Source organism: Chryseobacterium proteolyticum (assembly GCF_046591535.1).
GTDB lineage: Bacteria > Bacteroidota > Bacteroidia > Flavobacteriales > Weeksellaceae > Chryseobacterium > Chryseobacterium proteolyticum.
This window is the reverse complement of record NZ_JBJLWK010000002.1, coordinates 115467-141054: the sequence shown is the minus strand read 5'-3', so window position 1 is coordinate 141054 and position 25588 is coordinate 115467. Positions and strand designations below refer to the sequence as shown.

The 25588-nt window shown below is 37.9% G+C and carries 18 protein-coding genes; 11 read left to right on the top strand and 7 right to left on the bottom strand.

Translation table 11 applies throughout. The features are described 5' to 3' along the window. Positions 1 to 10 precede the first annotated feature (10 nt). Positions 11 to 7063 (bottom strand): SDR family NAD(P)-dependent oxidoreductase, encoded by a 7053-nt coding sequence (locus tag ACJ5H0_RS06530; RefSeq protein WP_411248270.1) that lies wholly within the window; start codon positions 7061 to 7063, stop codon positions 11 to 13. 1156 nt (positions 7064 to 8219) lie between these two features. On the opposite strand from ACJ5H0_RS06530, the gene ACJ5H0_RS06525 reads away from it, so the two are divergent. From ACJ5H0_RS06525 to ACJ5H0_RS06510, 4 genes are all read left to right on the top strand, one after another. After that, positions 8220 to 9557 (top strand): retropepsin-like aspartic protease, encoded by a 1338-nt coding sequence (locus ACJ5H0_RS06525; protein WP_411248268.1) that lies wholly within the window; start codon positions 8220 to 8222, stop codon positions 9555 to 9557. A 124-nt stretch (positions 9558 to 9681) separates the two neighbouring features. Then, complete coding sequence (locus tag ACJ5H0_RS06520) at positions 9682 to 10182, top strand: RNA polymerase sigma factor (RefSeq protein ID WP_411248265.1); 501 nt, start codon at positions 9682 to 9684, stop codon at positions 10180 to 10182. Between the two features lies 1 nt (position 10183). Further along, the gene (locus ACJ5H0_RS06515) at positions 10184 to 10381 is read left to right on the top strand and encodes a hypothetical protein (protein ID WP_411248264.1); all 198 of its coding nucleotides are present in this window, start codon (positions 10184 to 10186) and stop codon (positions 10379 to 10381) included. 21 nt (positions 10382 to 10402) lie between these two features. Next, positions 10403 to 10789 carry a hypothetical protein gene (locus tag ACJ5H0_RS06510; RefSeq protein WP_411248262.1) on the top strand — a complete coding sequence of 129 codons (387 nt, stop codon included), beginning with the start codon at positions 10403 to 10405 and terminating at the stop codon, positions 10787 to 10789. 126 nt (positions 10790 to 10915) lie between these two features. On the opposite strand, the gene ACJ5H0_RS06505 is transcribed toward ACJ5H0_RS06510, so the two are convergent. Beyond that, a complete protein-coding gene (locus ACJ5H0_RS06505; RefSeq protein WP_411248261.1) occupies positions 10916 to 11557 on the bottom strand; it encodes a FadR/GntR family transcriptional regulator in 642 nt (213 codons plus the stop codon). Positions 11558 to 11793: 236 nt separating this feature from the next. Between ACJ5H0_RS06505 and ACJ5H0_RS06500 the strand changes: the two genes are divergently transcribed. Both ACJ5H0_RS06500 and ACJ5H0_RS06495 read left to right on the top strand, forming a co-directional pair. Next, complete coding sequence (locus tag ACJ5H0_RS06500) at positions 11794 to 12960, top strand: cupin domain-containing protein (protein ID WP_345987623.1); 1167 nt, start codon at positions 11794 to 11796, stop codon at positions 12958 to 12960. A 294-nt stretch (positions 12961 to 13254) separates the two neighbouring features. After that, entirely contained in the window at positions 13255 to 14763 is a 1509-nt protein-coding gene (locus tag ACJ5H0_RS06495; RefSeq protein WP_411248259.1) for an amidohydrolase family protein, read from the top strand. A gap of 79 nt (positions 14764 to 14842) precedes the next feature. Here ACJ5H0_RS06495 and ACJ5H0_RS06490 read toward each other — a convergent pair whose 3' ends face one another. The 4 genes from ACJ5H0_RS06490 to ACJ5H0_RS06475 all read right to left on the bottom strand — a co-directional run bounded on the left by ACJ5H0_RS06490 (position 14843) and on the right by ACJ5H0_RS06475 (position 18063). Then, a complete protein-coding gene (locus ACJ5H0_RS06490; protein WP_411248257.1) occupies positions 14843 to 15019 on the bottom strand; it encodes a hypothetical protein in 177 nt (58 codons plus the stop codon). Positions 15020 to 15203: 184 nt separating this feature from the next. Then, on the bottom strand, positions 15204 to 15482 hold the full coding sequence (locus tag ACJ5H0_RS06485) for an Ada metal-binding domain-containing protein (protein ID WP_411248254.1): 279 nt from the start codon (positions 15480 to 15482) through the stop codon (positions 15204 to 15206). Between the two features lie 76 nt (positions 15483 to 15558). Next, positions 15559 to 16140, bottom strand: coding sequence for a 2OG-Fe(II) oxygenase (locus ACJ5H0_RS06480; RefSeq protein WP_411248252.1), 582 nt, complete (start codon positions 16138 to 16140; stop codon positions 15559 to 15561). 297 nt (positions 16141 to 16437) lie between these two features. Continuing rightward, a complete protein-coding gene (locus ACJ5H0_RS06475) occupies positions 16438 to 18063 on the bottom strand; it encodes a hypothetical protein (protein WP_411248250.1) in 1626 nt (541 codons plus the stop codon). Positions 18064 to 18531: 468 nt separating this feature from the next. On the opposite strand from ACJ5H0_RS06475, the gene ACJ5H0_RS06470 reads away from it, so the two are divergent. Then, a complete protein-coding gene (locus tag ACJ5H0_RS06470; protein WP_345987633.1) occupies positions 18532 to 19143 on the top strand; it encodes a DUF4142 domain-containing protein in 612 nt (203 codons plus the stop codon). 162 nt (positions 19144 to 19305) lie between these two features. On the opposite strand, the gene ACJ5H0_RS06465 is transcribed toward ACJ5H0_RS06470, so the two are convergent. After that, positions 19306 to 21708 (bottom strand): hypothetical protein, encoded by a 2403-nt coding sequence (locus ACJ5H0_RS06465; protein ID WP_411248249.1) that lies wholly within the window; start codon positions 21706 to 21708, stop codon positions 19306 to 19308. A gap of 372 nt (positions 21709 to 22080) precedes the next feature. Between ACJ5H0_RS06465 and ACJ5H0_RS06460 the strand changes: the two genes are divergently transcribed. Genes ACJ5H0_RS06460 through ACJ5H0_RS06445 form a run of 4 tightly spaced genes read left to right on the top strand, consistent with a single transcriptional unit; the run spans position 22081 to position 25588 of the window. After that, on the top strand, positions 22081 to 22737 hold the full coding sequence (locus ACJ5H0_RS06460) for a MarR family winged helix-turn-helix transcriptional regulator (RefSeq protein WP_411248248.1): 657 nt from the start codon (positions 22081 to 22083) through the stop codon (positions 22735 to 22737). 36 nt (positions 22738 to 22773) lie between these two features. Beyond that, positions 22774 to 24270: a phytoene desaturase family protein gene (locus ACJ5H0_RS06455; protein WP_411248246.1), complete on the top strand. Its 1497-nt coding sequence runs from the start codon at positions 22774 to 22776 to the stop codon at positions 24268 to 24270. A gap of 1 nt (position 24271) precedes the next feature. Continuing rightward, entirely contained in the window at positions 24272 to 25108 is an 837-nt protein-coding gene (locus ACJ5H0_RS06450; protein WP_273648485.1) for a phytoene/squalene synthase family protein, read from the top strand. Positions 25109 to 25120: 12 nt separating this feature from the next. Continuing rightward, complete coding sequence (locus ACJ5H0_RS06445; RefSeq protein WP_172279167.1) at positions 25121 to 25588, top strand: SRPBCC family protein; 468 nt, start codon at positions 25121 to 25123, stop codon at positions 25586 to 25588.

The window sequence follows — 25588 nt, the reverse complement described above, 5'->3', positions numbered from 1 at the left end:
ATACAGCGATTTACCAATTATTTCCTGACATGATCAGCACCTGGCTTTCCGTTCCGTACTTGATCTCATTAAGGAAGATTTCTTTTCCCTGATCCAATGGAATGAGTGAGATTCCACGACGTTCATATTCTGTTTCCAGGGTTGAGGAAACCATACCGGCACCTTTCCATGGTCCCCAGTTGATGGAGATCACTTTTCCTGTTAATTTTTTATCCAGAGCTTTGGCGTAATCATCCAATACACTATTGGCTGCTGCGTAGTCCGTCTGCCCTTTATTTCCATATACGGAAGCAATGCTTGAGAAGAGAACTACAAACTGGCATTCCGGACGAAGCTGTTCTGCTAATACACGTAACGGTTTTACTTTGGTATCAAATACACGTCCGAACGAACTGGTTGTTTTCTGTTTAAATAGTTTGTCTTCCAGAAGGCCTGCACCGTGGATCACGCCATCCAGCTGCCCATATTTATCATAAATAGTATTGATAAGATCGCATAATCCGTCTTCGTCACAAAGATCCAGTGAATGGTAAACTACCGTACTTCCAAGTTGTTCCATATCTCTGATAGTCCGTAGGATCTGATTGTTCTTAAATACCCTAACCGTTTCTTTTTCTATTTCTGAAGGAGAAGTAAATTGTCCTGTTTTAATCAGGTAACTTCTGATTTCTTCTTTCGTTTTCAGGGTTTCCAATTCTTTAAGATCAGACGTTCCTTCTCGCGGATCTGCAGACCGGCCAACAAGGATATAGGTGCAAGGGTAGGCTTCGGACATGTGTTTAACAAGTTCAGCCGTGATGCCCTGTCCACCACCTAATACAAGCACTACAGATTCTTTGTTCAATTGGATGTGTGCTTCCTCCAGGCTGGTTGATAGAGGAGATGGTATAATATCTACCTTGTGACGTTGGTCATCTTTATAAATAACTTCGGATGGCTTGTCTGTCGTAAGTATTTCTTTTAAGGCAATATTTGCAATTTGATCAAGATCCTGAGGAGTACTCAGGTTGATCAGTCTGCATGAAGTTTGCTCATACTCCCTGGCAAGGCTTTTAAAGAAGCCTGGATATCCCTGATAATGGCGTAATACTTTAATATCGGTCAGTTCCTGAAGATGTGCAGGAATATCGGATATCAGGTATACCCATTTTACTTTATCGAAGTCCAGCTTCTTTATAAGGTTAACATATTCAATGATGCCGTTTTTTACTTCAGAAGAGAAGATGTCAAGAATGATAAGCCCGTCAAAATTTTTAAGGTCCGTTTCCATATCGATCACTTCACCGATGGCTCCGCATTTTTCAAGTATATTTTTAATGGCTAATGTTTCTATAATCGTAGCAGGAGTAATGGCGAAACGCTTTCCTTTTATTGTTTCTGTATTTTGTATTGCAGAAACATCACTTGGTGTAAGGTCAAACCTTAGACGTGATAACATGGCCTGTTCCTGAGCTTCTCCTGATATCTGTTCAGTAATTTTAGCTTCTGCTTCATGGCTGGCTTCACTGCTTTTTCCATTAAGCTCACTGATCCATGATGCCAGTCCCCGAAGGGTTTTAATCGCTGCCAGTTTCTCCATGATGTCATCTGCCTGCTCTAAATCCTGTCCGAATCCTATCTTGGTTTTCAGGTCTCCGATAATTTCCATTCTTTTGATGGAATCGATGCTTAAATCTGCTTCAAGATCCAAGTCCAGACCCAGCATTTCTTTCGGATATCCTGTTTTTTCACTTACAATATCCAGGATTGCATTTTGAAGATCTTCCAGGGAAAAAGAAGACTGATTTTTCGGTTCTGCAACTTCTACGGCCTCAGTTTTTGTATTCACTGCAGCAGGAGCTCCCATAAATTCCGTAAGCCAGGAAACCAGCCCGTTTAAAGTTTTGATCGAGGCAAGTTGCTCCATTACAGTGTCTTCATTAGAACTGTCCATAGATAAAGCACCCAGCTCACTTCGAAGAGTTCCTATGATCTCAACTCTTTTGATGGAATCGATACTAAGGTCCGCTTCAAGATCCATTTCCATACCCAGCATTTCATGCGGGTATCCGGTTTTTTCACTTACAACCTGTAGTAATAAAGTTTTAACGTCTTTTGTTGGGGCTTGTTTTGTCTGAGTAACAACTGCCGGTTTTTCTGTAACGATTTGCGAAGTTGGTATCGTAACCACGTTGTTAGCCCCGTTGGTTCCATTGGTTCCGTTTGTTACCGGTGCGTGATACACGGGAGCAGAAGTAATTTGAGGATTCTGACCCAGGAAGGAAAGCATTACATCCCTTTGAGCCTGTATCATCATCTTCATACTATTTAAATATTCCTGCAGCATACGCTCGGCGGCTGGTAAATTCTCGGTTGCAGGTGCTTGATTATTAGTAAAGTTGTTCATTTGGATAGGGTTTAAAATGGGTAGTGCACCATTGGCAGGCAAATTACCTGTAGTAGGGTGTGCTGTTTGTCCGTTAACACGCCAGATGGCCGTGTTTTTCTTATAAAGATCAGGTTGGTCAATCTGAATAAATCGGGTATTTCGGCCATCGAAAAGCTTGCTGATGTCAAAGTTTCGACCCGTACCTAAGTACTGGGCCAGCATACACAGAAGATGGCTGAATTTATTACGACTGTTGTCTTCTACATACAGTGTCAATTGATCTTTACCTAAGGAAGATTGCGTTAATCCGGTAAGTACTTTTCCTGGTCCTACTTCGATGAAGATTCTCGCTCCGTCTTCGTACATCGCCTGAATTTGCTCTACAAATCTCACCGGCTGTACAAGATGATCTGTTAGCCTTTCCTTTATTTCTGAAGATCCTGTCGGATATACTGTTGCGGTAGTATTCGACCAGACAGGAATCTGCATTTCCTCAAATGGAATATCGTTGAGTACCGTTGTATACAGATCTTTGGATTTGGCAACAACAGGACTATGGAATGCACAGGCAACCTCCAGCTTTTTAGCAGAAATTCCTTCCTGTTTAAGGATTGTCATCAGGTTATTGATTGCAGTGGTACTTCCTGCAACCACGCACTGGGAAGGTGCATTATAGTTTACGGGATAGCAGCCTTCAGTTTTTTCAAGGATCGGTAATAAACGTTCTTTTGTTATGCTTACAGCTACCATGGTACCCGGATCTCCGCCTTCCACAGAGTCCAGAATAGCATGCGCTCTGCGTCTGCTAAGGTCTACAAGTTTTTCTTCTTCAAAAACACCGGCAAAACATAATGCAGGCAGTTCTCCGTAGCTGTGACCTGCCAGCATATCCGGAACAATCCCCAGGGATTGAAGGAATTTAGCCAGTGCAAGATCCACAATTCCTAAAAGAGGTTGTGCCAGGCGGGTATCTTTAATGGTTTCTTTTTGTTGCTTTAAAGTTTCCGGATCGAAAGACGTAGAAGGGAAAACTACTTTTTCAAGCTCAGGGTACTGGTCCAGAAGTTTACGCATTGCAGGGAATACCACAAACAGATCACGCGCCATATTGATACGCTGGCTGCCTTGTCCCGGGAACAAAAAGGCTACCTTACCCGCTTTCTTATTAACGGTAAAAGTGTCTTTGGTTTCGATGCCGGACAGAATCAGCTCGATCTTCATCATCAGATCTTCAGCTGTGTCCGCTACAATACTCAACTGGACAGGCTTTTCAGAACCTACGCTTAAGCTGTATGCTATATCTTTCAATGAGATATCATCATTGATTTCCAGTAAAGAAGTGATCTGGCTTAGCTGGCTTTTTGCTTCTTCATAAGTATCTCCACGGAATACAAATAATTCCGATGGCCATGATTGCATGGTCACAGGCTCTTCCTGTTTCGAATGATTGGCAATCACAGTATGGAAATTGGTTCCGCCAAATCCAAAAGCACTGATTCCCGCATAACGGTTTTCATCGCCCCACAATCCGCTTTCTGCATAGAATGCAAAAGGACTGGTTTGTGCATTATAATAAGCATTAGGCTGCTGAAGGTGAAGGGTAGGTGGTTTTACACCATGATACACTGCTAATGATGCTTTGATCAGCCCTGCTAATCCTGCCGCGCATTTGGTATGTCCGATCTGGGTTTTTACAGATCCCAGGTGAGTCTGGCCCGGTATCGCTCCAGATCGGCTGAATAAATTGGTTAATGCATTAAGTTCGGTCTTATCTCCGACTACGGTTCCTGTACCGTGAGCTTCTATTAATCCTACAGCTGCAGGACTAATACCTGCTTGGGCATAAGCACGTTCCAGTGCTCTTACCTGGCCAATTTTTCGTGGAGCAGTAAGCCCTAAAGCCTTACCATCACTGGATCCTCCGACACCTTTGATCACCGAATAAATGCGGTCACCATCACGTAAGGCATCTTCATATCGTTTCAGGACAAGAATAGCAACCCCTTCTCCCAGGGCAATTCCGTCGGCTTCACTGTCAAAAGTTGCACATCTTCCTTTTCGGGAAAGTGCATGTGTGCTTGAAAACATAAGATAATCGTTGATCCCGTTATGCAAATCTGCTCCACCGGCCAGCACCATATCCGATTTGCCTAATACAAGCTCCTGGCATGCCAGTTCTATTGCGGCCAGAGATGATGCGCAAGCGGCATCCACCGTAAAGTTTCTTCCTCCAAGGTCCAGACGGTTGGTGATTCTTCCGGCGATTACATTGGCTAAAATACCCGGGAATGAATCTTCTGTAGTATGTGGGAATGCTTCTTTTACTTCATCATGAAGTTCCCCGAAAACCTGTTTGTAATACCCTCTGAAACTGTAGCTGTTCGCAAGGTCATTACCGCCTTCAGCTCCTATGATTACAGAGATATTTTCTCTGTTGATATGTTTCTCACCATAACCTGCATCTTCCATGGCACGTTTGGCCACCAGTAATGTTAATAATTGTGTAGGTTCAATAGCGGCGAGAGATTGAGGAGGTATTCCGAAGGCAAGCGGATCAAAATCAATTTTCGGAATGAATCCACCCCATTTGGAATGGGATACATCCGGTCCATCTGAATCCGGATGATAATAAAGCTCTTTATTCCATCGTTCATCGGGTACTTCTGTTACACTGTCTTTTCCTAAAATGATATTACGCCAGTATTCTTCCAGATTTTTTGCACCCGGAAATATACATTCCATACCTATGATTGCTATGTCAAGCGGTTTTTCATGAGAAGATGGTTCTTCCGGTAAAGCGGCATCCTGTATATATTTAAAATTATCTACAGCAACATCTTCATGAAGGTCCGAAATCGAAATAACTCGGTCGTGCATCGTAGCGATCTGACCAATCATGTACATCCCAAGATCCAGCTGTTGATTTTTAGGAATATTAACGAGTTGGTCCCCCTGACGATCTACTCCTTTTGCTGCAATCCTCAGACGGCCTACGTTGAGCTTTTCAAGCTGTTCCCAAACCTGTTTTTTATCCATTCCGGCTGCCAGAAGTTTTGTTTTTTCAGCACTGAAATGTTGAGCAAATGCAGTGTTCAGGCAACGCGTTTCATGTCCCGGTGCGGTTTCCAATAAAACGGTGTCTTTTGCCTGCATGGCTTGTATCTGGAATTCTTCCTGGATAGCACCCGTAAGTACGGCTTCCTGGGTATAAAGATATGCCGTACCCATCAATACTCCAACCTTTACACCTCTTGCTGCAAGAGGTGCTGCCATGATAGAAACAAATGCCGTTGAAAATGCATTATGGATCCCACCTGCAAAAAAGACGCTGATATTTTCAGGGTGTTCTTCTTTTAATATACGTTCAATTTGTTTTTCCCAAAGAACAGTGCTTGAAAGCGGTCCTACGTGTCCGCCACATTCGCGTCCTTCAAATATGAAATTTCGGGCTCCTTCTTTTAAGAAAATATCCAGCAAAGCCGGTGAGGGAACATGAAGAAAGGTCGTTATTCCCGCTTTTTCAAATATTTTTGCCTGAGCAGGTCTTCCTCCGGCAATTAAAACTACAGGAGGTTTTGCCTCCAATATATAAGAGGTTTGCTCATCTCGTAATTCCTGGGGAGCAAATCCTAAAATTCCTACACCCCAAGTTTTTTCTCCCGCAAGCTTTTTAGTATCCATAACCAAATCTTTAGCCTGGTTTCCTTTAAGTAAAGAAAGGGCAACGAAAGGCAAGGCGCCTGCATCAGCTACAGCGTTAGCGAACGAAGGAACATCACTGACACGGGTCATTGGACCCTGAGCAATAGGATAACGAAGGTTTAGCTCTTTCGCTAAAGCATTTTCCTCGTCAATTACCTGTAGGGCTTTTGCCTGTTTAAGATGGCCATACATGGCTTCTTTAAATCCAAAAACCATTTTCTTCAGGTTTTTGAAGTCTTCAAAGAGATCTGTTGCTAATGAAATATCTTGTCCCATTGGGATATAGCTGTTAGCCGGGTCAAGATCTGTGAAAAATTCTTTAAGGTCTTCTGCGGTGGTATTTTCCGGTAAAGAAGGTGAGTTGGGTCTTACCAAAACACGATGGTTAGCAATGATTTTTGTTTCGGTTCCGTTAAGCTTTGAGCAGAGATCTTTTAGATCCTGTGGAACAGAACTTTCCGGAAACAGCGAAAGCTGGCTGTCCAGTACAACACCGGTTGCTCCCAGTGCTTTTGCGGCGGCAGCGGTATGAAGTCCTACGCCTCCCTGGATCCATACCGGGATAGAGGTTACTTCTTTTATGATTCGCTGAAATAAAACGAATGTTGACTCATATCCTACAAGTCCACCGGCTTCATTTCCTTTAATAATAATACCTGCAGCTTCCATACGCTCAGCTTCTTTGGCTTCTTCCAGACTGCTTACCTGATAAACAATCGGTAAATTCGGGAAGAGATTGGCGGAAGTGCCAAATGGAAGGATCACAAATTCTACTTTTTCAGAGATTTGAAGGGATTCGAATTTATCATCGGAGGAATAAATACCGTAAGAAGGTATATCGGTCTGGTCTAATTGATGAAGTGCTGCCTGGGCGATTGCTGACTCATGTCCCAAGCTTAAAACAGCAAATGCACCTGCCTGGTGTAGTTTTAATATAAGATGGGCATCCGGCTTCTCGAAAGGAGTAAGCCCAATAATAGTTATGTTTTTCATGGCGTTTTTATATTGAGTGATCAGGATTCCTATAACCAATCGGTAAAACGTTTAATGTTATATCCGGTTGTTTTGTTATGGAGGAATAAAAATAGTAAAATTATATTATATATTCAATAATAAATAGTATTTGATGATTATTCTTTAATTTTAAAAGAATTGGTTTTGCAAAATGCTATTAAGCGGTGCTTATAAGGCATGCATTCTACATTGCTCTTTTCATGGGGCTTTAAGTCGATGGTGATTAGATTTTTCATTACATTTATAATTTTGAGATAAACGGCGGGAAATGTCATAGCAGGATGCTGAACGTCCGATATATAGAACGATCTTCTGTTATGATGGAATAAAAATAATTAATTCTGTGATATGTTTAATAATAAAGGCGATTTGGTAATAATTTTTTAACAATGCCTCTTTTTAGCCTTCAAATATCATTAAACACCTGAAACTTATATTTTTATTCTTATGAAAAAACTGGTACAATCTATGTGATAATAATTATAAATATTTATAATTATTTAGCAATATTAAGCAAATATATGAATAAAAATGTGATATTTCAATAGGTGGAGATTTGTTTTTTTAATATTACAAAAAGATAACATACAAATAGGGGTATATTTGGAAAAAATGAAAAGACTGAATTGGTAGAAAATTCAGTTGATTTTGTATAAAGATGGTCACATCCATATCATAAAATCCGTACTCCAAATAATGCTAATTATCTGTTTCTTAAATTTTTATTCCGGTCATTAAACGGGTACAATCTGTATCACTTCAATTGTAAAATGTTTACAATTATTCGGTAACGTCACGCAAATGTACAAATAAAAATTAAATATTTCAACGGGTAGGGATTTGTTTTTTGTATTACAAAAATATAATATTAAAAACCTTGTCTTTTTTACAAAACGAATAAGAATCAATTCGATGAATTGATTCAATAATTTTGTACCAAGCTGGTCAGTTTAAGTGCTGATAATTGAACAGGGTTGCAGCAACAATATGACAAGATTATTGATAATAGGGATGATCAGGGAAAATGGATTGATGGTAAGTGTTTAAAATTTTAAGTAATTTATATGTGTAGCGTTGCTGTATTTAATAAATTAGCGGACTAACTATTTAAATTATTAATGAAAAGTTTGGTAGTATGAAAAATTATAAAATTAAGTTTAAAAGATTTAGGAAAAACTTAGAAAGGGGAAAGTTGTTTCATAAGAATAAGATTTTCTGTCGAATTATGGTAACGACCTTCCTGTTCGTTTGTAGCTTTAGTTTTAGCCAGACCCATAATTCTGAATTTAATAGTTTGTATACGCAAATACAGAAAAAAAACTTCTTTAGTGCACGTGAAATTTTTACAACAGCCAGGAAAAAATTGCCGGTAGAATACCAATACTTTACGGAAGCGATTCTTAACAATGCATTCAATAAGCCCCGGGAGTCCGACCTGAAAATTTTGAAACTGGAAGAGTTGAAAACAATAACGTTACCAGATTCACTACTGTTGAAAATATCTCATCTCAAAGAGGATAACAGTATGAAGCAATATGATTATGCGGGAGCAAAAACTGCGGTACAGAATACCCTGAAAAAATATGATCAGATATTGACAGAAGAAGAGAGGAGTGATCTGAAGAATAACCTGAAAATCTGGACGGCACTTGAAAAGGAGCCTCGTCAGAAAGTTACGATGAAAGGGAGTACAAACATGAAAATGGAAAAAGATGTGGCTAATTTAAAAAATCTCAAAGTGCAGATTGGTGACGATTTTATGAATTTTATTTTCGATACGGGAGCTAATATATCTACTATTTCAGAATCTGCGGCTAAGCGTTTGAAAATGAGGATTATTCCCGCAGGCATAGATGTGGATGCAATTACCGGTATATCCGTAAAGGCTGACCTGGCGGTTTGTGAAAAGTTTAAGCTAGGGAATGTCATCATAGAAAATGCTGTTTTTTTGGTGTTTGCTGATACTGCGCTTAGCTTTCCGCAAATTAAATACCAGATCAATGGCATTCTTGGATTTCCTGTTATTGAAGCACTTCGTGAAGTGCAGCTGACACAGGATGACTATTTTATTGTACCGGAGGCTGAAACCAAAATAAGTAGTCCTTCCAATATGGCGATCGACGGTCTTTCACCTCTTATTTTTATAGATGGAAAACACTATAGTTTTGATACGGGAGCAGATCAGACGATGTTATATGCTCCCTTTTACCAGGAGAATAAAAAAGAAATCGATGAGCATTATAAAGTAAGTAAGATCGGCATGGGAGGAGCTGGTGGAAAAGCCGAATACGATGGATTTAAAATAAATCATACTTTCCATATCCTTGGAAAAGAAATCGAATTAAGGGATATCCGTTTATTAAAAGATAAGATCAATAAAGAAACCGTGTATGGAAATATAGGGCAGGATGTTATCCGAAAATTTAATAAAATGACGATGAATTTCGATCAGATGTTCATTAAGTTTGATTAATATAAATTAGAAAAAGATTTAGAAAATAATCCCTCCGGAAAACATCAGGAGGGATTATTTTTTTAGATCAATTATTTCGTAACATTTTGTTACAACGGGTAACAAATAGCTAAAATCTAAAGATTTGAAAAAGACAGATTTAGAATTAGAGTTTGAGCTCAGGCTAAAAGAATATAAACTTTTAATCTATAAGGTTTGCAGGATGTATAGCAATGATCCCAATACTATTCAGGAGATGTATCAGGATATTATTATTCAGTTGTGGAAATCTTATCCGAAATTCAGAGGTGAGTCAAAATTCAGTACCTGGCTCTACAGGATTGCTATTAATAGGGTTCTGATGAGTCTTTCCAAACCGAAACGTTCTATTCAGATCAGTGATATTGAACTGCAGTACGTTCAGGTCTCCTATGAAGAAGATACGGGATTGAAAGAAGAACAGCATCAACAGTTGTATGTAGCGATACAACAACTGAATGATGTGGAAAAATCGGTTGTAATGTTGTACCTGGAAGATAAATCTTACGATGAAATGGAAGAGATTCTGGGGATCAGCAATGCAACGTTGAGAGTAAAGATGAACAGGATTAAAGACAAATTAAGAACCTTAACAAACAACAAATAAGATGGAATTAGATGTATTGAAAAACAACTGGAAAACAATTTCAGTAAATGTAGATCAGAACGAATTTGATATTATTTCTGCTACTAGAAGAGGGATAGCCTCTCCACTTGATGCCCTCAAAAAAAGAACAAAAAAGCAGCTGATGATTTTACCCGCTCTTTTCGTTTTTTTTAATAATTGCAGGCATAAATGCAAATAAAACGGGAAACAGTTTTTTTATATGGGTGCGGCCGCCATTCTGCCTGTAATGATCATTTATCATTTTTTCAATTTAAAACTGATCAATGGTTTGGAAACGTTTAATGGCCCGGTAAAGAAAGATATTGAAATAAAGATCAGGAAACTTATCAAAAGCAATGGCCGTTATCTTATAGCAACAAGGTTCCTTTTTTTATTGCTGATCATTTCTTCGGAAGTTTTACTCAGATATAATAGGGTGGATTGGATTCAGGGACTTGACCTGCTGGCTAAAATTGATTTTCCTCTCAGATTATGTATATATGCGGCGATATTCGGATTCCATTATCTGATCAGTGAATACACATTTAATAAATATTTTGGACAATACCTTAAAAAACTGAAGGATGTATTAGCAGAAATGCAATAAAGGTAGCCCTTCTGAAATACAGAAGGGCTATTGTTTTCTTTAAGAGTGAGACTGTCCAATAATTATTAGCTGTAGCTATTGTTGTACACAAGATTCACAAATAACGGCTGGTGTATATCAAAAATCTTAATAGTTATTGTCCAGAATTCTTTGAAGAATCAATTGGGCTTGGTTGGTTTTTTTGTTCTTAATCGCTTTAAATAATTGTTCATGCAAATGATGATTCATTGCAAAACGGCTGATTCCTTGCTTTTCTCTTGCAAGAAAAAAATTACGCATGATTAAGGTGAAACTGTAATATAAATCAGATAATACTGGGTTTGAGGAAGCCTTGGCAATCGCTGTATGAAAAGCAATATCTGTATCTGCGCAAAGCTGAGCGTCTTCAGCATGAATAGCCAGTCTGCGATTTTCTAAATATTGTTCGATCTCCTGAAGTTGTTCCTCCGTACGATTTTGTGCGGCCAATTTTACAATTTCCTTCTCCAGAAGTCTCCTTACTGCATTGACGTCATCAAAATCTGCACGTCTTAAGCGCTGCTCAATGCTGACCTCCTGGAAGCTGTTATTAACAAAAGTCCCTGATCCCTGCTGTACTTTCAGAATCCCTGAAATGGCCATGGTTTTAATCGCTTCTCTGATCGTGGAACGACCTACACCATATAACTTCATCAGTTCAGGTTCGGAAGGTATCTTTTCCCCCGCTTTGTATTTCCCTTGAGAAATATCTTTCTTTATCAGACTAATTACCTTTTCATAAAGTTTCATGATTCGCTAACTCCTTTGCAGCAAACATACGACATTTCTGGTAAACATCATATAATTCCTTAGAATTCTGAGGTAGTTGGACTCGTTGAAAATGTTATTTTACCAGCAAACGCCTTTCAATACAGTTATATAAGTATAAAAATTAAACATATGATGTTTTTTAAAAACATATGATGTTTTGCTTTGAGATGTCATTTTTAAATTTTACATTTGTTTTAATATTAATATAAAAAGATATGGCAACAACAAGACGTGGATTTCTTTCCGCAGTATCTTTATCAAGCTTTGGTTTGGTAACAGCATCAACAGGCCTAGATTTATTAATTCCAAAAAAGGCCGAAACTTCAGTAAAAAATGGGTCAAACGATCCCAAGGTAGAAGAATTGGAAGATTTTGTATACGACATTGAAAATGGAAGTAAGGGCTGGGTAGGTCCCGGTGGTACAGCCAAAGAAGCGACTGTAGAAGAATTTCCGGTATCGCAAAGTATTGCAGGAGTAATTATGCGGTTAAACCCGGGTAGCTTCCGTGAATTACACTGGCATTCAATCGCAGCAGAATGGGCTTATGTGTTAGAAGGAAGTGTACGTACAACTGTTGTTGCTCCAGATGGAACTACGGCAACAGATGATTTCGAGAAAGGCGATATCTGGTATTTCCCGAAGGGCCACGGACATTGCCTGCAGTGTATTGGTGATCAATCATGCCTGTTTTTATTAGTCTTTGACAATGGTCACTTTTCTGAATTTGGAACTTTCAGTTCCACAGACTGGATCAACCATCTCTCTCCTGAGATACTGGCACGCAATTCCGGATTACCGGCAAATGCATTTGCATCCTCTCCTCATAAAGAGCTTTATATTGGTACGGGGAAAATAGCCACAGCCAAAAAACCACAAAACATAGATCCCAATATACCTCCAAGTTATGCGGCCCATAAATTTCGCATGGAGACCGATGGTGTTTATGAAAAATATCCTGGTGGTTCTACTATAAAAGTATCTGCTCAGGAATTCCCTATTCAAAAGACTTTAACTGCTTTACGGATGGATATCGAACCAGGAGCAATCCGTGAACTGCACTGGCATCCTAATGCCGACGAGTGGCAATACGTTATGAGCGGACAGGGAAATCTGAGTATTTTTGGTTCACATGGACGGGTAAAAACAATGCCTTATAAAAAAGGTATGGTTTCTTTTATCAAGCAAGGTTTCGGTCACTATATAGAAAACACCGGCACTGAAACCCTTAAATTGATTATTGTTTTCAATTCTGACGAATATCAGGATATATCCTTGAATGACTGGCTGGCCTCTAATCCAGCGCAACTTGTTGAAGATCATTTTGGAATTACCCCAGCCCTGACGGCTAAAATAGCAAATCACAAAAAAGGAATTTTTTAGTTTTGGAAAATATGGAAAAATAAGGCTTCTGAAGTATAATCTCAGAAGCCTTATTAATAAGATGCTGTTTGGGGTTCATTCAGGTTGAAATAATTTTGATGATCCTAAAAGAACAAAATATAAATCAGGAGTATCAAAAATAAAGTCGTTGAGACTCAGTTCTTACCGGCTGCATTCCTTTATTTTATCTGAGATTCTGCCAGGTTGAAGTTGTTTTACTCAAAAAATTAATTATATTTTTGATAATAATTAATTCTTAGGCATGCCGAATTATGCCATATAACCCTCGATATTATGATGAAAAAATATATTACTTATCTGTTATTTTTTGGATTTCCTTTATTTGGATGCCAAAGCAAAGTGGCTGAAAATTCTGCATATCAACAAAACTGGATGCAGCTGGAACAGCAGAATAAAGCAATTGCTTTCGATGCTGATGTAAAGTTATCTGATGCTGAAATTTCTTTGGATCAAAAACTATTTCAGATAAGAAAAGATTTCCTGGCCGGAGCAGAAAAGCAAAAAGTATCTTTATATAATAGCTCATTTAATGAATTAAAACCTCTGATTGAAAGCAGTAAATTATTTGAGATCTTCCAATCAATGCCTAAAGGAGGATTACTGCATACGCATAGTGGCGGGATCACGGATGCTAAATGGGTAATTGCTGCAGCAAGAAAATATAAAGAATGCTATATCTATGATCAGGCGGATACCAAAGATTTTATTTTCGGGCAGCTGGCGTTTTTTCAAGATGGGAAAGTCCCAAAAGGATTTGTCAGCCTTGATCAAAAATTGAGTTCCGAACCCGGCTTTGAAAAACAGTTGACAGAACTTCTTCTGCTGAAGAGGGAATCACTCTGTACGTACTCGGATTACTGGATTGAATTTGAAAAACGCTTTACAAGGATAAGCCTCCTGTTGCCTTACCGTCCTTTTTTCAAAGAGTATTATAAAAAAGGATTTGAAGATTTAGCGGCAAATAAAGTACAGCATGTAGAGATAAGATGTGTTTTTGATGAATTGTACGATTTTCAGCATGGAAAATACCCTCTGAAAACTTCAGTCACAGATTTGCAGGAAGTAGTGAAAGAGATACAGAAAAAGTACCCGGAATTCAGTCTGAAATTAATTTACTCAAGTTTTAAATTTTTAGATCCACAGGCTGTAGGAAAACAACTTGAAACAGCTTTTGAACTTAAAAAAGAATTTCCGGATGTTATTTCAGGTTTTGACCTTGTGGCCGATGAGGCTGCCGGGAATAGTATTTACTCTTTTCGGGAAGATTGGGCGAAACTGAATGAACTCAGTAAAAAGTATGGCGTAAAGATGCCTCTTTTCCTTCATGCAGGGGAAAGCGTTTCTGTCTTTAATAAAAATATGATCGACATTGCATCACTGGATAACCCAAGAATCGGACATGGTTTGAATCTGATCTATTTTCCCAAAACTATGGAACTGATCAAAAAACAAAATAAGCTTGTAGAGGTTAGCCCGATCAGTAACCAGGTTTTAGGATATGTGAGTGATCTGAGAAATCATCCTGCAAGAGTTTTGTTAAGTAACGGAATACAGTGTTCCATTAACAGTGATGATCCTAGTGTTTACGGATACGAAGGTCTTGGATATGATTTCTGGGTCGCGTATGTGTATTGGGAACTTGATGTAAAAGCCCTGAAGAAGCTTGTTTTTAATTCAATTAATTATTCGTCTCTGAATGAAAGTGAAAAGAAACAGTCATTGACGTATCTGAATAAGCAATGGGATGATTTTGTTAAGGAGATGAATGGCAGGCTTAAATAATCAGATATACTATAAATATAATAAAAGCATCATTATTTTAATGATGCTTTTTTTGTGAGCGGATCACAATATTCCATTACTAGTCCGGATCCGGATAGAGTGGTGGACAGCTGTTAAGACGGTCACACTTCATATCAAGCGTCTCGCATTGTCTTGGTGTACACATCGGATAAGATAGATCCGGACCATTTCCTCCTGTAATTTTTTTCAGTTCTCTTTTGGTGAGCTTTTGGGGTAAGTTTTTTAAGTTTTTCATAAAATTGGTATTTAGTTTTTATTTTTTTATAAAAAATACATATCCAATATACATAAATAAACTTTATTAAAATATGATGTGAGGAGCGAATGAGGATTCCGTAAATTCCTTTTCAAAGTATTTAATAATGGATACAGCAATATAGGATTAATATTCACTTTTATTATGTATGATCCGATGATTCTTATGCAGTTCTCACTTTACTAGTCTTCTTTTTCCATTCCTCATATTTTTCCTTCATACAGTTTCCGCAAGGCCTATAGTCATATGCAAGCGCTTCTTCTTCGTTTTTAAAGAAAACACGGTTTTCGGTCTTCATTCTTTTACCTGAAGAACACGAAAGTAAACCATAAATCTTTGCTTTTTTATAACCACCAAGTGTTATAACGCCATTACGGATCAGAGAGGTGAGCGCTTTTTTTCTTTCCTCGGAAGTCTGGCCGAGATCGGTATGCTTTATCATCTTATTGCTTGATATTGGTTTCCAGATTTATTTTTATCTCAAAAAGTCTTTTAAACCGTTTTGATGAAGGTAAGACTTAACTCAATCCGTCATGGAAAATAATGCCCAGGCTGTGCCTGTGTCCACTGTGAACAGGACTTACACCATGTTTCATATTAACCCGGTAATACCCTTTAGACCCTTTCACCGGACGGAAATTGGTTGTGAGTATCAGCATATCGCCCCGGTTGGGTTTTAATACATTAGCTTTGGATTGCGCACGGGGAATCTGCTCTGTTATAACAAATTCTCCACCTGTATAATCTTCCTCTGTCTGATCCAGCATAAAAACGATCTGCATCGGAAAATAAATTTCACCATACAGATCCTGATGCAAGGTGTTAAATCCACCTTCACTATATTTTAATATTAATACTGTTGGCTTTTCCTGGTTATGTTCCATACAGAGCTTTTTCATCTCTTTATGTGTGGAAGGGAATGTTTTTTCAATAGCAAGTTCCTGCATCCACTGATTGGCCACCGGTGCTATTTCAGCATATACCTGTTCCCTGATCGTGGTAATGAGTTCAGGGTAAAGGATATTGGAAATATTTATACTCTCCCCGGCCAAAACGATACCGTTCCATATTGATGGTTTTGCGGTACGTGTTGCCTGCATTGTATAAAGCAATTAAATTGTCACATTCCATTTTTGTTAATACATCCCGGACAATCACAAAACCCTTATCGTGCAATTCCCTTTTTACTGAATGCCAATCCTTCGCAGCAAGCCTCTTTTCTATATCTTTCATATCATGATCTTTATGAAGTAAAATTAGCTTTACACAGAGAAATAAGAAATCCGAAACTTGCGGTATTGTACTAAAATTGATGTGGATTTTCTTTAACGATGCTATTGTTGCAGCCATATGGATATCCGCATCTTACCTATTGCAGTATATGGTCAGTATCTATTTTATTTAAATTTCAGACCTATCATGAGTATCATTGTGGTATCCATAGCGACTTGCTCGTGTCCACGTTTTACATGTTCAAAACCATATGCCTGATTGAGAAGAGCTGTACGTTTTATAGCAACATCCTTTTTACTATAAGGATGAGCTTTGTCCTCCTCATTGTTTTTCTTCTTGGCATGATTATACATTAGCCCTTCAGATAATATACGATCGCTTATCAGGAACGATCTATTACTCTGTAAGCGCATGTCGGTAAGCCTTTGTCCTGTGCTTGTGTCGACTGGTGACATAAAAGCAGGTTCCGATAGTGCACACCTCGCACAGGTATATTTAAGTAAAAGTTTCCCTTCAGACAAATAACCTTCAAAAGGTACTGACAGGTAAATATCAGCCGGCCGGCTGTACATTTGGTAAATGGCCGTCATAATAGCTGGTTCAGCACAGTTACTTGGCATCCAGTTTTCAAGCATAGTGATCCTGTTTTGTCTATTTTTATTGTCCCTATATTCGGGAGTTTGCAGGAAATATAAGCTGGATTGCATTGAAGGTGGTTTTATGCCAAGGCGTTGCATAATATCCACGTGCTTAAGTAACCTTTCGACTGTTTTTTCATAAGAATTACCGGCTGCATCTATGGGATCGGGGACTCCCATGCTGATATAACTATTTCTTTCAATCTGTACTTCTTCTAAATTAAATTTTTCACCATAAGGCCTGATACCAGAGGCTCCAAAGACGGGTCTGAAAGTTGCTCCACTACGATCTTTCATATGTCCCTCTTTAATGTACATAATACAAATACATCCTTTCCTGCTACCAGGTAATATGCCTGTTTCTCCTGTAAACAAATTATGCTTCATTAAAAGTTTGCGCGCATACTGATGCATGATCTCATGTCTGTTAATTTTGTTGAAACTGTTGAATGTGAGCCACCGGTTTTTTGGGAAAATTGCTGCCAGGCGTGAATCACTAGGCAATAACATAACACCGGATTTTATAAGCGATATATAACGTTCATCAATTTTCAGAAACTGAGTAACTTCTTTGAACAGCTCTTTTTCTTCTTTTTTTATCCTGATAGCTGTTTCTTTTTTTCTCATCTTCGAGGTCTTTTTTTTGTTTTTTTTTATTTTTTGATCATATGATCGCTCAGACTTTCTGATTATTTTCCTCTTGTATCCTTCATGGGTACGTTGCCTGAAATGTATTGGTCTGGAACGTTCATATTCCAGCTGGCGAATTTGATCTGAGTATCTTTTTTCAAGTTTAGCCAATTCAATCTTAGGCTTATCCTCCATATCTTTCAGGTGAGACATAATAGTCAGATAATTGATCTTATAATTGTACATTTTTTTCATTCTGCTTAACTCAGCTTCTAAGATTTTTTGCTCTTCCGTATCGGGTGCAGATGAGATGTAATTTTGCCTTATACGGTTTATGTAATACAAATCCTCTTTCAGGTAAAAGCTGACATCTTTTTTTACAACCTTTAAGTCATATTCATAGTCCTGTATTGATCCTTCTGAACCCCATTGAAATCTTTCATCGTTGTCAATATCCAGGCTTTGTAAAATAGTTCGTATCTGAGATAGTTCTTCCTTTTGCTTTACAAGTTTTTCTTTCATAGTATTATTTCTTAAGCGATATGTAATATTTCCATCTCTCCATTTTTGTGGTTTGATTTTCCATCTTATGGGACATTATGATTCTGGAATTCTATTGAACTGAATCCCGAAACATCTCCATAAACCAGGTTTGTATTGCTAATTTCCTATGAAAATTGAATTTGTGGGTCAGGGCATACCCCTATTTTTTGTAAATCAGGTGTTGGGTTGGGGTATTGTTTTCTTTTTTCTTAATGAATTGAGCATATAGGTTTTAGACTACCGAGGTATTGGTTTTACAATGTTTTACCATAAGAAAGATTTACCCCTTGAGAAACATAAAAAAGATAAAAAGTGATTGATGAATATGATTCAGGTCATAAAGTATCCGGTTTTACTTTTCTAAATTCGATGTGAAACAGAAATGATCTTCTCCGGTGTAAGGGATGATTTTTTTTATTTTACTGACCAAACCAATTTAATTATATTATGAAAAATTCAATTTTAACCCTTCTTGCAGTTTCCACGATGTTGGCCTGTAAGAAAAGCGAAACAACGACAGTTAATCAACCGATGGACAGTACAGCAGTGGCTCCCTCCGTTGATTCACCAGCCGTGACGGCCGATTCTACCACTGTAACAGGCACTACCAATACCAAAGTCTCTCTTTCGGATCAGGATAAGAAATTTGCCGATGGGGCAGCTCAGGGAGGTTTGATGGAGGTAATGATGGGGAAGCTTGCCGCGACGAATGCTTCCGACAAAAATGTAAAAAACCTGGGTGAAATGATGGTAAAAGATCACAGTAAAGCGAATGAAGAACTAAAAAGCTGGGCGTCAACAGTTGGTTATACTTTACCAACAAGTTTAGATGCTGAAAAACAAAAGAAATACGATGAGCTGAAGTCTAAAAAAGGAGCAGAATTCGATCGTATGTATAGTGATCTTATGGTGAGTGACCACAAAGAAGATATTGCAGAGTTCAAAAAAGAAGCTGCTGATGGTCAGGAAGCTTCACTGAAATCATTTGCAAGCAAAACCTTGCCAACTTTGGATCACCATTTAATGGAAGCACAAAAAACAAAATCCGGAATAAAGTAAAAATAAAGCCACAAATTGTAAGAAACGTAAATCTTAGAATGATGTGTGAACCGTTTTTTTTTGATCCTGTGGCTTTATTTTATTAATCTTACGGATTAACAAATAATAAAAGATTCGAAAACGTGCAGTTTTCGAATCTTTTTATTTGGAGATAGATAAATACTATTTAAACACCCTGTTTTCATACAGAATATTGTCATCTTCATCAAAACTGATGATCAGTACCTTATATTGTTTTGCGGTGTCGTTATTGAAGAATTTAATTCTTGGAGGAACATAATCGCTGTCATACAGATTAGGATTCCAGTAAAGTGTTTCCCGGGTGTCATTTTCAATTTTCTTTGCAGGATCATCCGTATCCAGTGTTTCAATAGGAAATTCCGATGGTTTGTCGTATCCCTTTATAACCGATAGGTTATTCTTTTGAGGATCCTTCTCGTTACTTTTAGATTTCATATTGCCTCTCATTGTATAGATGAGTACTGCGTTACCGATTAGTCCGGAACCCTTAATAATTTTCACCATGGCAATATTGTTGACCGGAAGGCTGGTGATCATACTTGCATCGGTAGGAGTTTCATCCAGGTAAAGCTTGGCTTGCTGACCACGGATATAGGGCACATTGATCCCTGAGTTATTTCTCTGGAATGTTAAACCGGCAGCTCTTCCCTGCAGCCAGTCCAATATATTGGTTGATCCGGCGACATGTTGGTCCTCATTAACGAAATCGAATATAGTGGAATTCACGGAACTAAACATTCCCGAGGATAGTTGTTTGTTTAATTCTTCTTTGGGATCCTTCTTTTTTCCTGTTAATTGTACTTCTTCAATTTGGACATCAATATGTTCCAGTTTTTTAATATTTTTCTGAGTGTTGATGGCTTTTGAAATGGCCGGAGGAAGTTTTTTATTCTCAGTGGCTGTTACCAATGTGTATTTCGTAGTCGGCAAGCTTCCTTTAAAGGGTGTTGGGATAACCAAGGGTTCTACCGTCACGAATAAATGATCATTTTCTGATTCTTTACCCTTCTCAGAATTTGCAAATACTGAAACGTTCAGGGGTTCATCAAAACTAAGATTGTTCAAATAAATATATCCCATCTGATCGGTTCTGAACTGATTGATACTGGGTTCGTTTTCCCCTAATTTTAGAACTACGTTTACATTGGTATTTCTCATCAGGGCGTTGTCTTTAAGGGGTTTTATCCTGTAAGAAAGAAATTTTTGAGAATTGGCTTTAATGGCGGGAACCGTTCCGCTAAGTACTGAATTCCAGTCAAACCTTTTCCAGTTTTCAGAAATAAGCAGGGCATCCAAAGCTTCGGTATTGGCATTTTTAGAGAAGTATTGGGCTGGACTGTCTATTTTTGAAGAAAGATCTCCTGTTAACCAAAGGTTGCTCAGGATATTCTCTTCTTCAGTTGTGTTACTTCCGTCATCCTCACTTACCAGAACCGTATAATTTTTAAAATAAGATTCCGGTGAAAGGTCGATACTGTTGAAAGATCTTGGTGTCTCTTTTAAATTCTGGCCAACAATTTCTGCTTTCTCAATCTTTAAATTATTCGGTTTGATAAAGCAAAGTCTTTTTGCGACCAGATTGTCCTGTTCATCAAAAATAGCCAGCTGTAAAACACCATTGGCCCCATTGCTGATTTTTGTAGGGATGGTGCTTGAGACTTCACTGGTTGATTGGGTAATATTTGCCTTGTAAGCTAAGTGATTATTAATGGTCCCTACAATTTTATAATTCTGAAGCTGTTGTTTTAAATTAACTCCTTTTAAACTGTATTTTATCCCTTCATTTGAGCTGGAAACTTCTACATGGAGACCACTGTCTGCAACTTCGGGTAAATTGATGGTTTGTTTTTTTCCTGTATTATCCTCAATGATGAGCTGGTATTTTTTTCCTGATGCCGGCGTTATTTTAAAAGAAGCTACATTTTTATCAAGCGAGGTGAAAGTGGTTATAGGAACATTTGGATTTTGTACGTCTATTATTTTTCCACTCCATTTTTCCGGAAGAGAAACATTGCCATAAAGTCTTACAGCAAATTTTGTAGGTGTACCATTAATGAAGTTTCCACCTTCAGGAAATGCTTTGGCGGACCAATCTGAATTTTTAGCAACTTCTAATGCTTTAGTTGAGGTAGGATTGTAAACCGGAAGGGTTTTAACAATTTGGAAATCATCGCTGAAATTCGTCATGTACGGAGTATATGCCCTTACAAAATAAACCTGCTCCGGAAGGTCTGCTTTAAGCTTGAAATCTCCGCTGCCTTCGCCATTGGTAAGAAGTACTGTTTTCCAGTCTATTAATTTCTTATCGGAATCGTACAATTCCACAAACAGGGTGGTGGATAATGTCGAACGGTTGTAACCGTCAAATACAAAACCTTTAAACCAGATCTGGTCTCCCGCTGCATATTGAAGCTTATCGGTAAGGAGGTATACTTTTTCCTGTCCGTAATTATTTTCAAGATTAGTGATTGCTTTTTCCAGTTTGGTTTGTGATAATAAGGGTTGAACCGTTGAAATCAGCATTAAAAAGAAGATATTTTTCATAAAAATCTTAGTGCATTTGTCCAATGCTAAATTACTCAATTAAAGATTCCGAATTTGATATTTGTCTTTTAACTTAAAAAATTAATGAGATTCTAATTAATTATGAGATTTATATATAAAATTTTGGTTATAAGCTTGTTTATAGTTCATTAATATACATTTTTTTTTCCTCTCTTTTTATTCTGTTCCTTGGTGTTTTGAAATTATTTAATTAATTGTTTATCAGTATGTTATTGGATTTTATGATCACATGGTATTCTTTAATTTAAATGCTCTTACCGATTGACTTATACAACTTTGAACAAAAATAAAATACAATAAAAGTATATTTATATTCTTTTATAAGTATATTTGTGTACTAATTTATTCAATATGAATTATGATCTTATCAAAACAGTGGTAGAGCTTATTCAGCAATTTATGGAGCAAAATGAAGACAAAGCTCTATACAGTAACGACATCCAGGGTTTTGCGGAATGGTTAATTATTTCGCATCCTGAGGATTCTAAATCAGAACCTGGATGGCTGGGGATGGAATCAGGAAGGAGCACCGACAGTATTATCAATACTTTATTGACAAGGATGGGGAGATATGCAAAATCTTACTCGCGATCAGCAACCTACCACTCCGTTTTTTCAAGCCAGGATGATTTCATTTACCTTATAAGCCTGAAGTCTGTAGGACCTATGACCAAAATGGAATTGATAAGACGTAATGTGCATGAAAAATCTTCGGGCATCCTTATTATTAATCGCTTGATCAGGAATGGCTGGGTAAAACAGGAGATTTCTCAAAAAGATAAAAGAACAAAACATGTTCAGCTAACACAGGAAGGCCTTACTGTATTAAATGAGCATATGGATGAAATCCGTAAAGCCTCAAGGGCTGTAGTAGGAAACCTTACCCATTCTGAACAAATGCTGTTCATTGCCATACTCTCTAAATTGGATGAATTTCATCATTCCCTTTACCGTATGAATCTGGAAGCCCAGGAATTACTGGACGCTGTCTATAAAAAGCTGAACTGATGAAGTTTAAAAGTCTGTGTTAAAATGATTAAATAAATGATAACGAATACCAATAGCTTAAGAAAAAGAATTGCCGTGATAGGCTCGGGATTTTCCGGACTTTCTGCTGCTGCGTATGCTGCAAAATCAGGACATGAAGTACATGTATTTGAAAAGCATCACCAGCCTGGCGGACGGGCAAGACAATTTAAAACGGAAAACGGGTATGTTTTTGATATGGGACCAAGCTGGTATTGGATGCCTGATATCATTGAAGACTTTTTCAGTGATTTTGATTATAAAGCATCCGATTTTTTTCAATTGGTATCGTTAGATCCTCAGTTTGAAATGGTTTTTTCAAAAGAGAAAGTCTCAGTTCCCGAGAAAAACAGTGAAATCCGGGATTTATTTGAAAAAATAGAACCCGGAGCTGGCCGGCGTTATGATCAGTTTATGCAGTCTGCTCAATTCAAATATGAAACGGGGATGAAAGACTTTGTGACAAAACCATGTTACAGCTGGCTTGAATTCGCGTCTTTAAAAATAGCGGGCAGTGCTCTGAAACTTGATCTTGTAAGTAATTTCAGAAAATATGTTTCGGGCTACTTTTCGGATCCGAAGCTCAGATCACTGATGGAATTTCCCGTTATATTCCTCGGTGCTTCACCGCAACATATTCCCGCATTGTACAGCCTGATGAATTACGGAGGATATGTCCTGGGAACAAAATATCCTATGGGAGGATTTTATCAGCTTGTTCTTGCCATGAAGAAGGTGGCAGAAAAACAAGGCGCAACTTTCCATTTTAACCATAACGTACAGCAGTTCAATACGGAAAAAGGCAAAGTTACTTCCATCAGGATCAATGGGGAAGACCATGAATTTGATGCCGTCATTGCCTCATCAGACTATCATCATACCGAAACATTAATTCCTGAATCACTCAGAAACTATACCGATGCCTATTGGAAAACCAGAACCTTTGCTCCTTCATGTCTCATCTACTATCTCGGTGTTAAAGGGAAAATTCCTCATTTAAAGCATCACACCCTGTTTTTTGAAAATGAGCTTGATGATCATATAGATTGTATTTATAAAGATAAGAAGTGGCCGTCAAAACCCTTGTTTTATGTATGCTGTCCTTCAAAGACAGATCCGGATGTAGCACCTCAGGATGGCGAAAATCTTTTCTTGCTGTTGCCTCTTGCTCCGGGAATACATGACGAAGAGTCTCTAAGAGAGCAATATCTGATAAAAATGCTTGCAAGAATTGAAAAACATACAGGAGAAAACGGTCTCCTATCCAGAATTGAATACAAAAGAAGTTATTGTGTCAGCGATTTTATTTCAGATTATAATGCTTATGAAGGTAATGCCTACGGATTATCCAATACATTATCCCAGACGGCTGTTTTAAAACCTAAAATAAGAAACAAAAAGATTAAGAATCTTTTTTATACAGGACAATTAACTGTTCCGGGACCGGGTGTTCCTCCGTCAGTAATTTCCGGAAAAATTGTAGCGGCTGAAGTTAGTAAACTAAAAATAAATTAATATGAAAAAATTGTTTGATGAATTGTCTTACGAAGTCAGTAAGAGCACCACACAAAAATACAGTTCCAGTTTCTCACTAGGAATATTGGCATTGAAGCCATCCATCAGACCTGCTATTTATGCTATTTATGGTTATGTACGCCTGGCAGATGAAATTGTTGATAGTTTTCATTGCTATGATAAAGAGAGACTTTTGAAAAGATTAAGAGCTGAAACCTACCGGGCACTGGAAGAGGGTATATCGCTGAATCCCATTTTGCATTCCTTTCAGGAAACAGTTCGCAGGTATGATATCGATACAAGGCTGATCAGGCAGTTTTTACACAGCATGGAAATGGATCTTCATAAAATTGATTATAACTCGGAACTCTATGATGAATATATCTATGGCTCTGCTGAGGTGGTGGGTTTGATGTGTCTGCAGATTTTTACTGAAGGTGATAAACAGCAATTTGAAAAACTGAAACCGTTTGCCATGAAATTGGGCTCTGCTTTTCAGAAAGTTAATTTTTTAAGGGATTTGAAAGATGACTATCAGGTCCTTGGACGAACCTATTTCCCGTCTGTAAATATGTCTGTCTTTGATAACACCGTGAAAGGGCAGATCGAAAAAGAAATTGAAGGAGAATTTAAAGAAGCATTACAGGGAATTAAAAAATTACCAGGTTCCTCTATGTTCGGAGTATATCTCGCATACAGATACTATCTGTCATTGTTTGAAAAAATAAAGAAGACAAGCTCTCATCGTATTTTACAGCAAAGGGTGAGGATCGCTAATTCACAGAAACTTTTTGTTGCGTTCAAAAGCTATATAAGATACAAAGCTGCTTATTTCTAATTAATAAAAAGAATGTTACACAGATTATACAGGGAGCAACAATTAAATTGTACTATCGAATCGGTCTGGAATTTCTTCTCATCGCATGATCATTTTTCTGAAGCCACTCCTGAAGTAATGAATTTTCTGGTTGTTTCGGGTATTCTGGACCGGCCGGTCTTTAAAGGAATGGAAATAGAGTATAGGGCCTTTTCTTTTTTAGGAAGCCCGATCAAATGGGAAATGATGATCAGCCAGGTAGAAGATTATAAAAGCTTTACCGGCTTCCAGAAAAAAGGTCCGTATAAGTATTGGAATCATTTTCATGAATTCATTCCAAATGATAAAGGAGTATTGATGAAAGATACTGTAGATTATGAACTTCCCCTGGGGATCATAGGAAGAATAGCCCATCGGTTATTTATAAAGAAAAAGCTCGAAAGTATATTCGATTTAAGGTCCGGCGTTTTAAATGCTCTTTTTAACAATAATGATTATTAA

Coding starts and splice junctions, on each gene's coding strand:
- ACJ5H0_RS06530 (WP_411248270.1), bottom strand. CDS start 7,063: ATGAAAAACATAACTATTATTGGGCTTACTCCTTTCGAGAAGCCGGAT.
- ACJ5H0_RS06525 (WP_411248268.1), top strand. CDS start 8,220: ATGAAAAATTATAAAATTAAGTTTAAAAGATTTAGGAAAAACTTAGAA.
- ACJ5H0_RS06515 (WP_411248264.1), top strand. CDS start 10,184: ATGGAATTAGATGTATTGAAAAACAACTGGAAAACAATTTCAGTAAAT.
- ACJ5H0_RS06510 (WP_411248262.1), top strand. CDS start 10,403: ATGGGTGCGGCCGCCATTCTGCCTGTAATGATCATTTATCATTTTTTC.
- ACJ5H0_RS06505 (WP_411248261.1), bottom strand. CDS start 11,557: ATGAAACTTTATGAAAAGGTAATTAGTCTGATAAAGAAAGATATTTCT.
- ACJ5H0_RS06500 (WP_345987623.1), top strand. CDS start 11,794: ATGGCAACAACAAGACGTGGATTTCTTTCCGCAGTATCTTTATCAAGC.
- ACJ5H0_RS06495 (WP_411248259.1), top strand. CDS start 13,255: ATGATGAAAAAATATATTACTTATCTGTTATTTTTTGGATTTCCTTTA.
- ACJ5H0_RS06490 (WP_411248257.1), bottom strand. CDS start 15,019: ATGAAAAACTTAAAAAACTTACCCCAAAAGCTCACCAAAAGAGAACTG.
- ACJ5H0_RS06485 (WP_411248254.1), bottom strand. CDS start 15,482: ATGATAAAGCATACCGATCTCGGCCAGACTTCCGAGGAAAGAAAAAAA.
- ACJ5H0_RS06480 (WP_411248252.1), bottom strand. CDS start 16,140: ATGCAGGCAACACGTACCGCAAAACCATCAATATGGAACGGTATCGTT.
- ACJ5H0_RS06475 (WP_411248250.1), bottom strand. CDS start 18,063: ATGAAAGAAAAACTTGTAAAGCAAAAGGAAGAACTATCTCAGATACGA.
- ACJ5H0_RS06470 (WP_345987633.1), top strand. CDS start 18,532: ATGAAAAATTCAATTTTAACCCTTCTTGCAGTTTCCACGATGTTGGCC.
- ACJ5H0_RS06465 (WP_411248249.1), bottom strand. CDS start 21,708: ATGAAAAATATCTTCTTTTTAATGCTGATTTCAACGGTTCAACCCTTA.
- ACJ5H0_RS06460 (WP_411248248.1), top strand. CDS start 22,081: ATGAATTATGATCTTATCAAAACAGTGGTAGAGCTTATTCAGCAATTT.
- ACJ5H0_RS06455 (WP_411248246.1), top strand. CDS start 22,774: ATGATAACGAATACCAATAGCTTAAGAAAAAGAATTGCCGTGATAGGC.
- ACJ5H0_RS06450 (WP_273648485.1), top strand. CDS start 24,272: ATGAAAAAATTGTTTGATGAATTGTCTTACGAAGTCAGTAAGAGCACC.
- ACJ5H0_RS06445 (WP_172279167.1), top strand. CDS start 25,121: ATGTTACACAGATTATACAGGGAGCAACAATTAAATTGTACTATCGAA.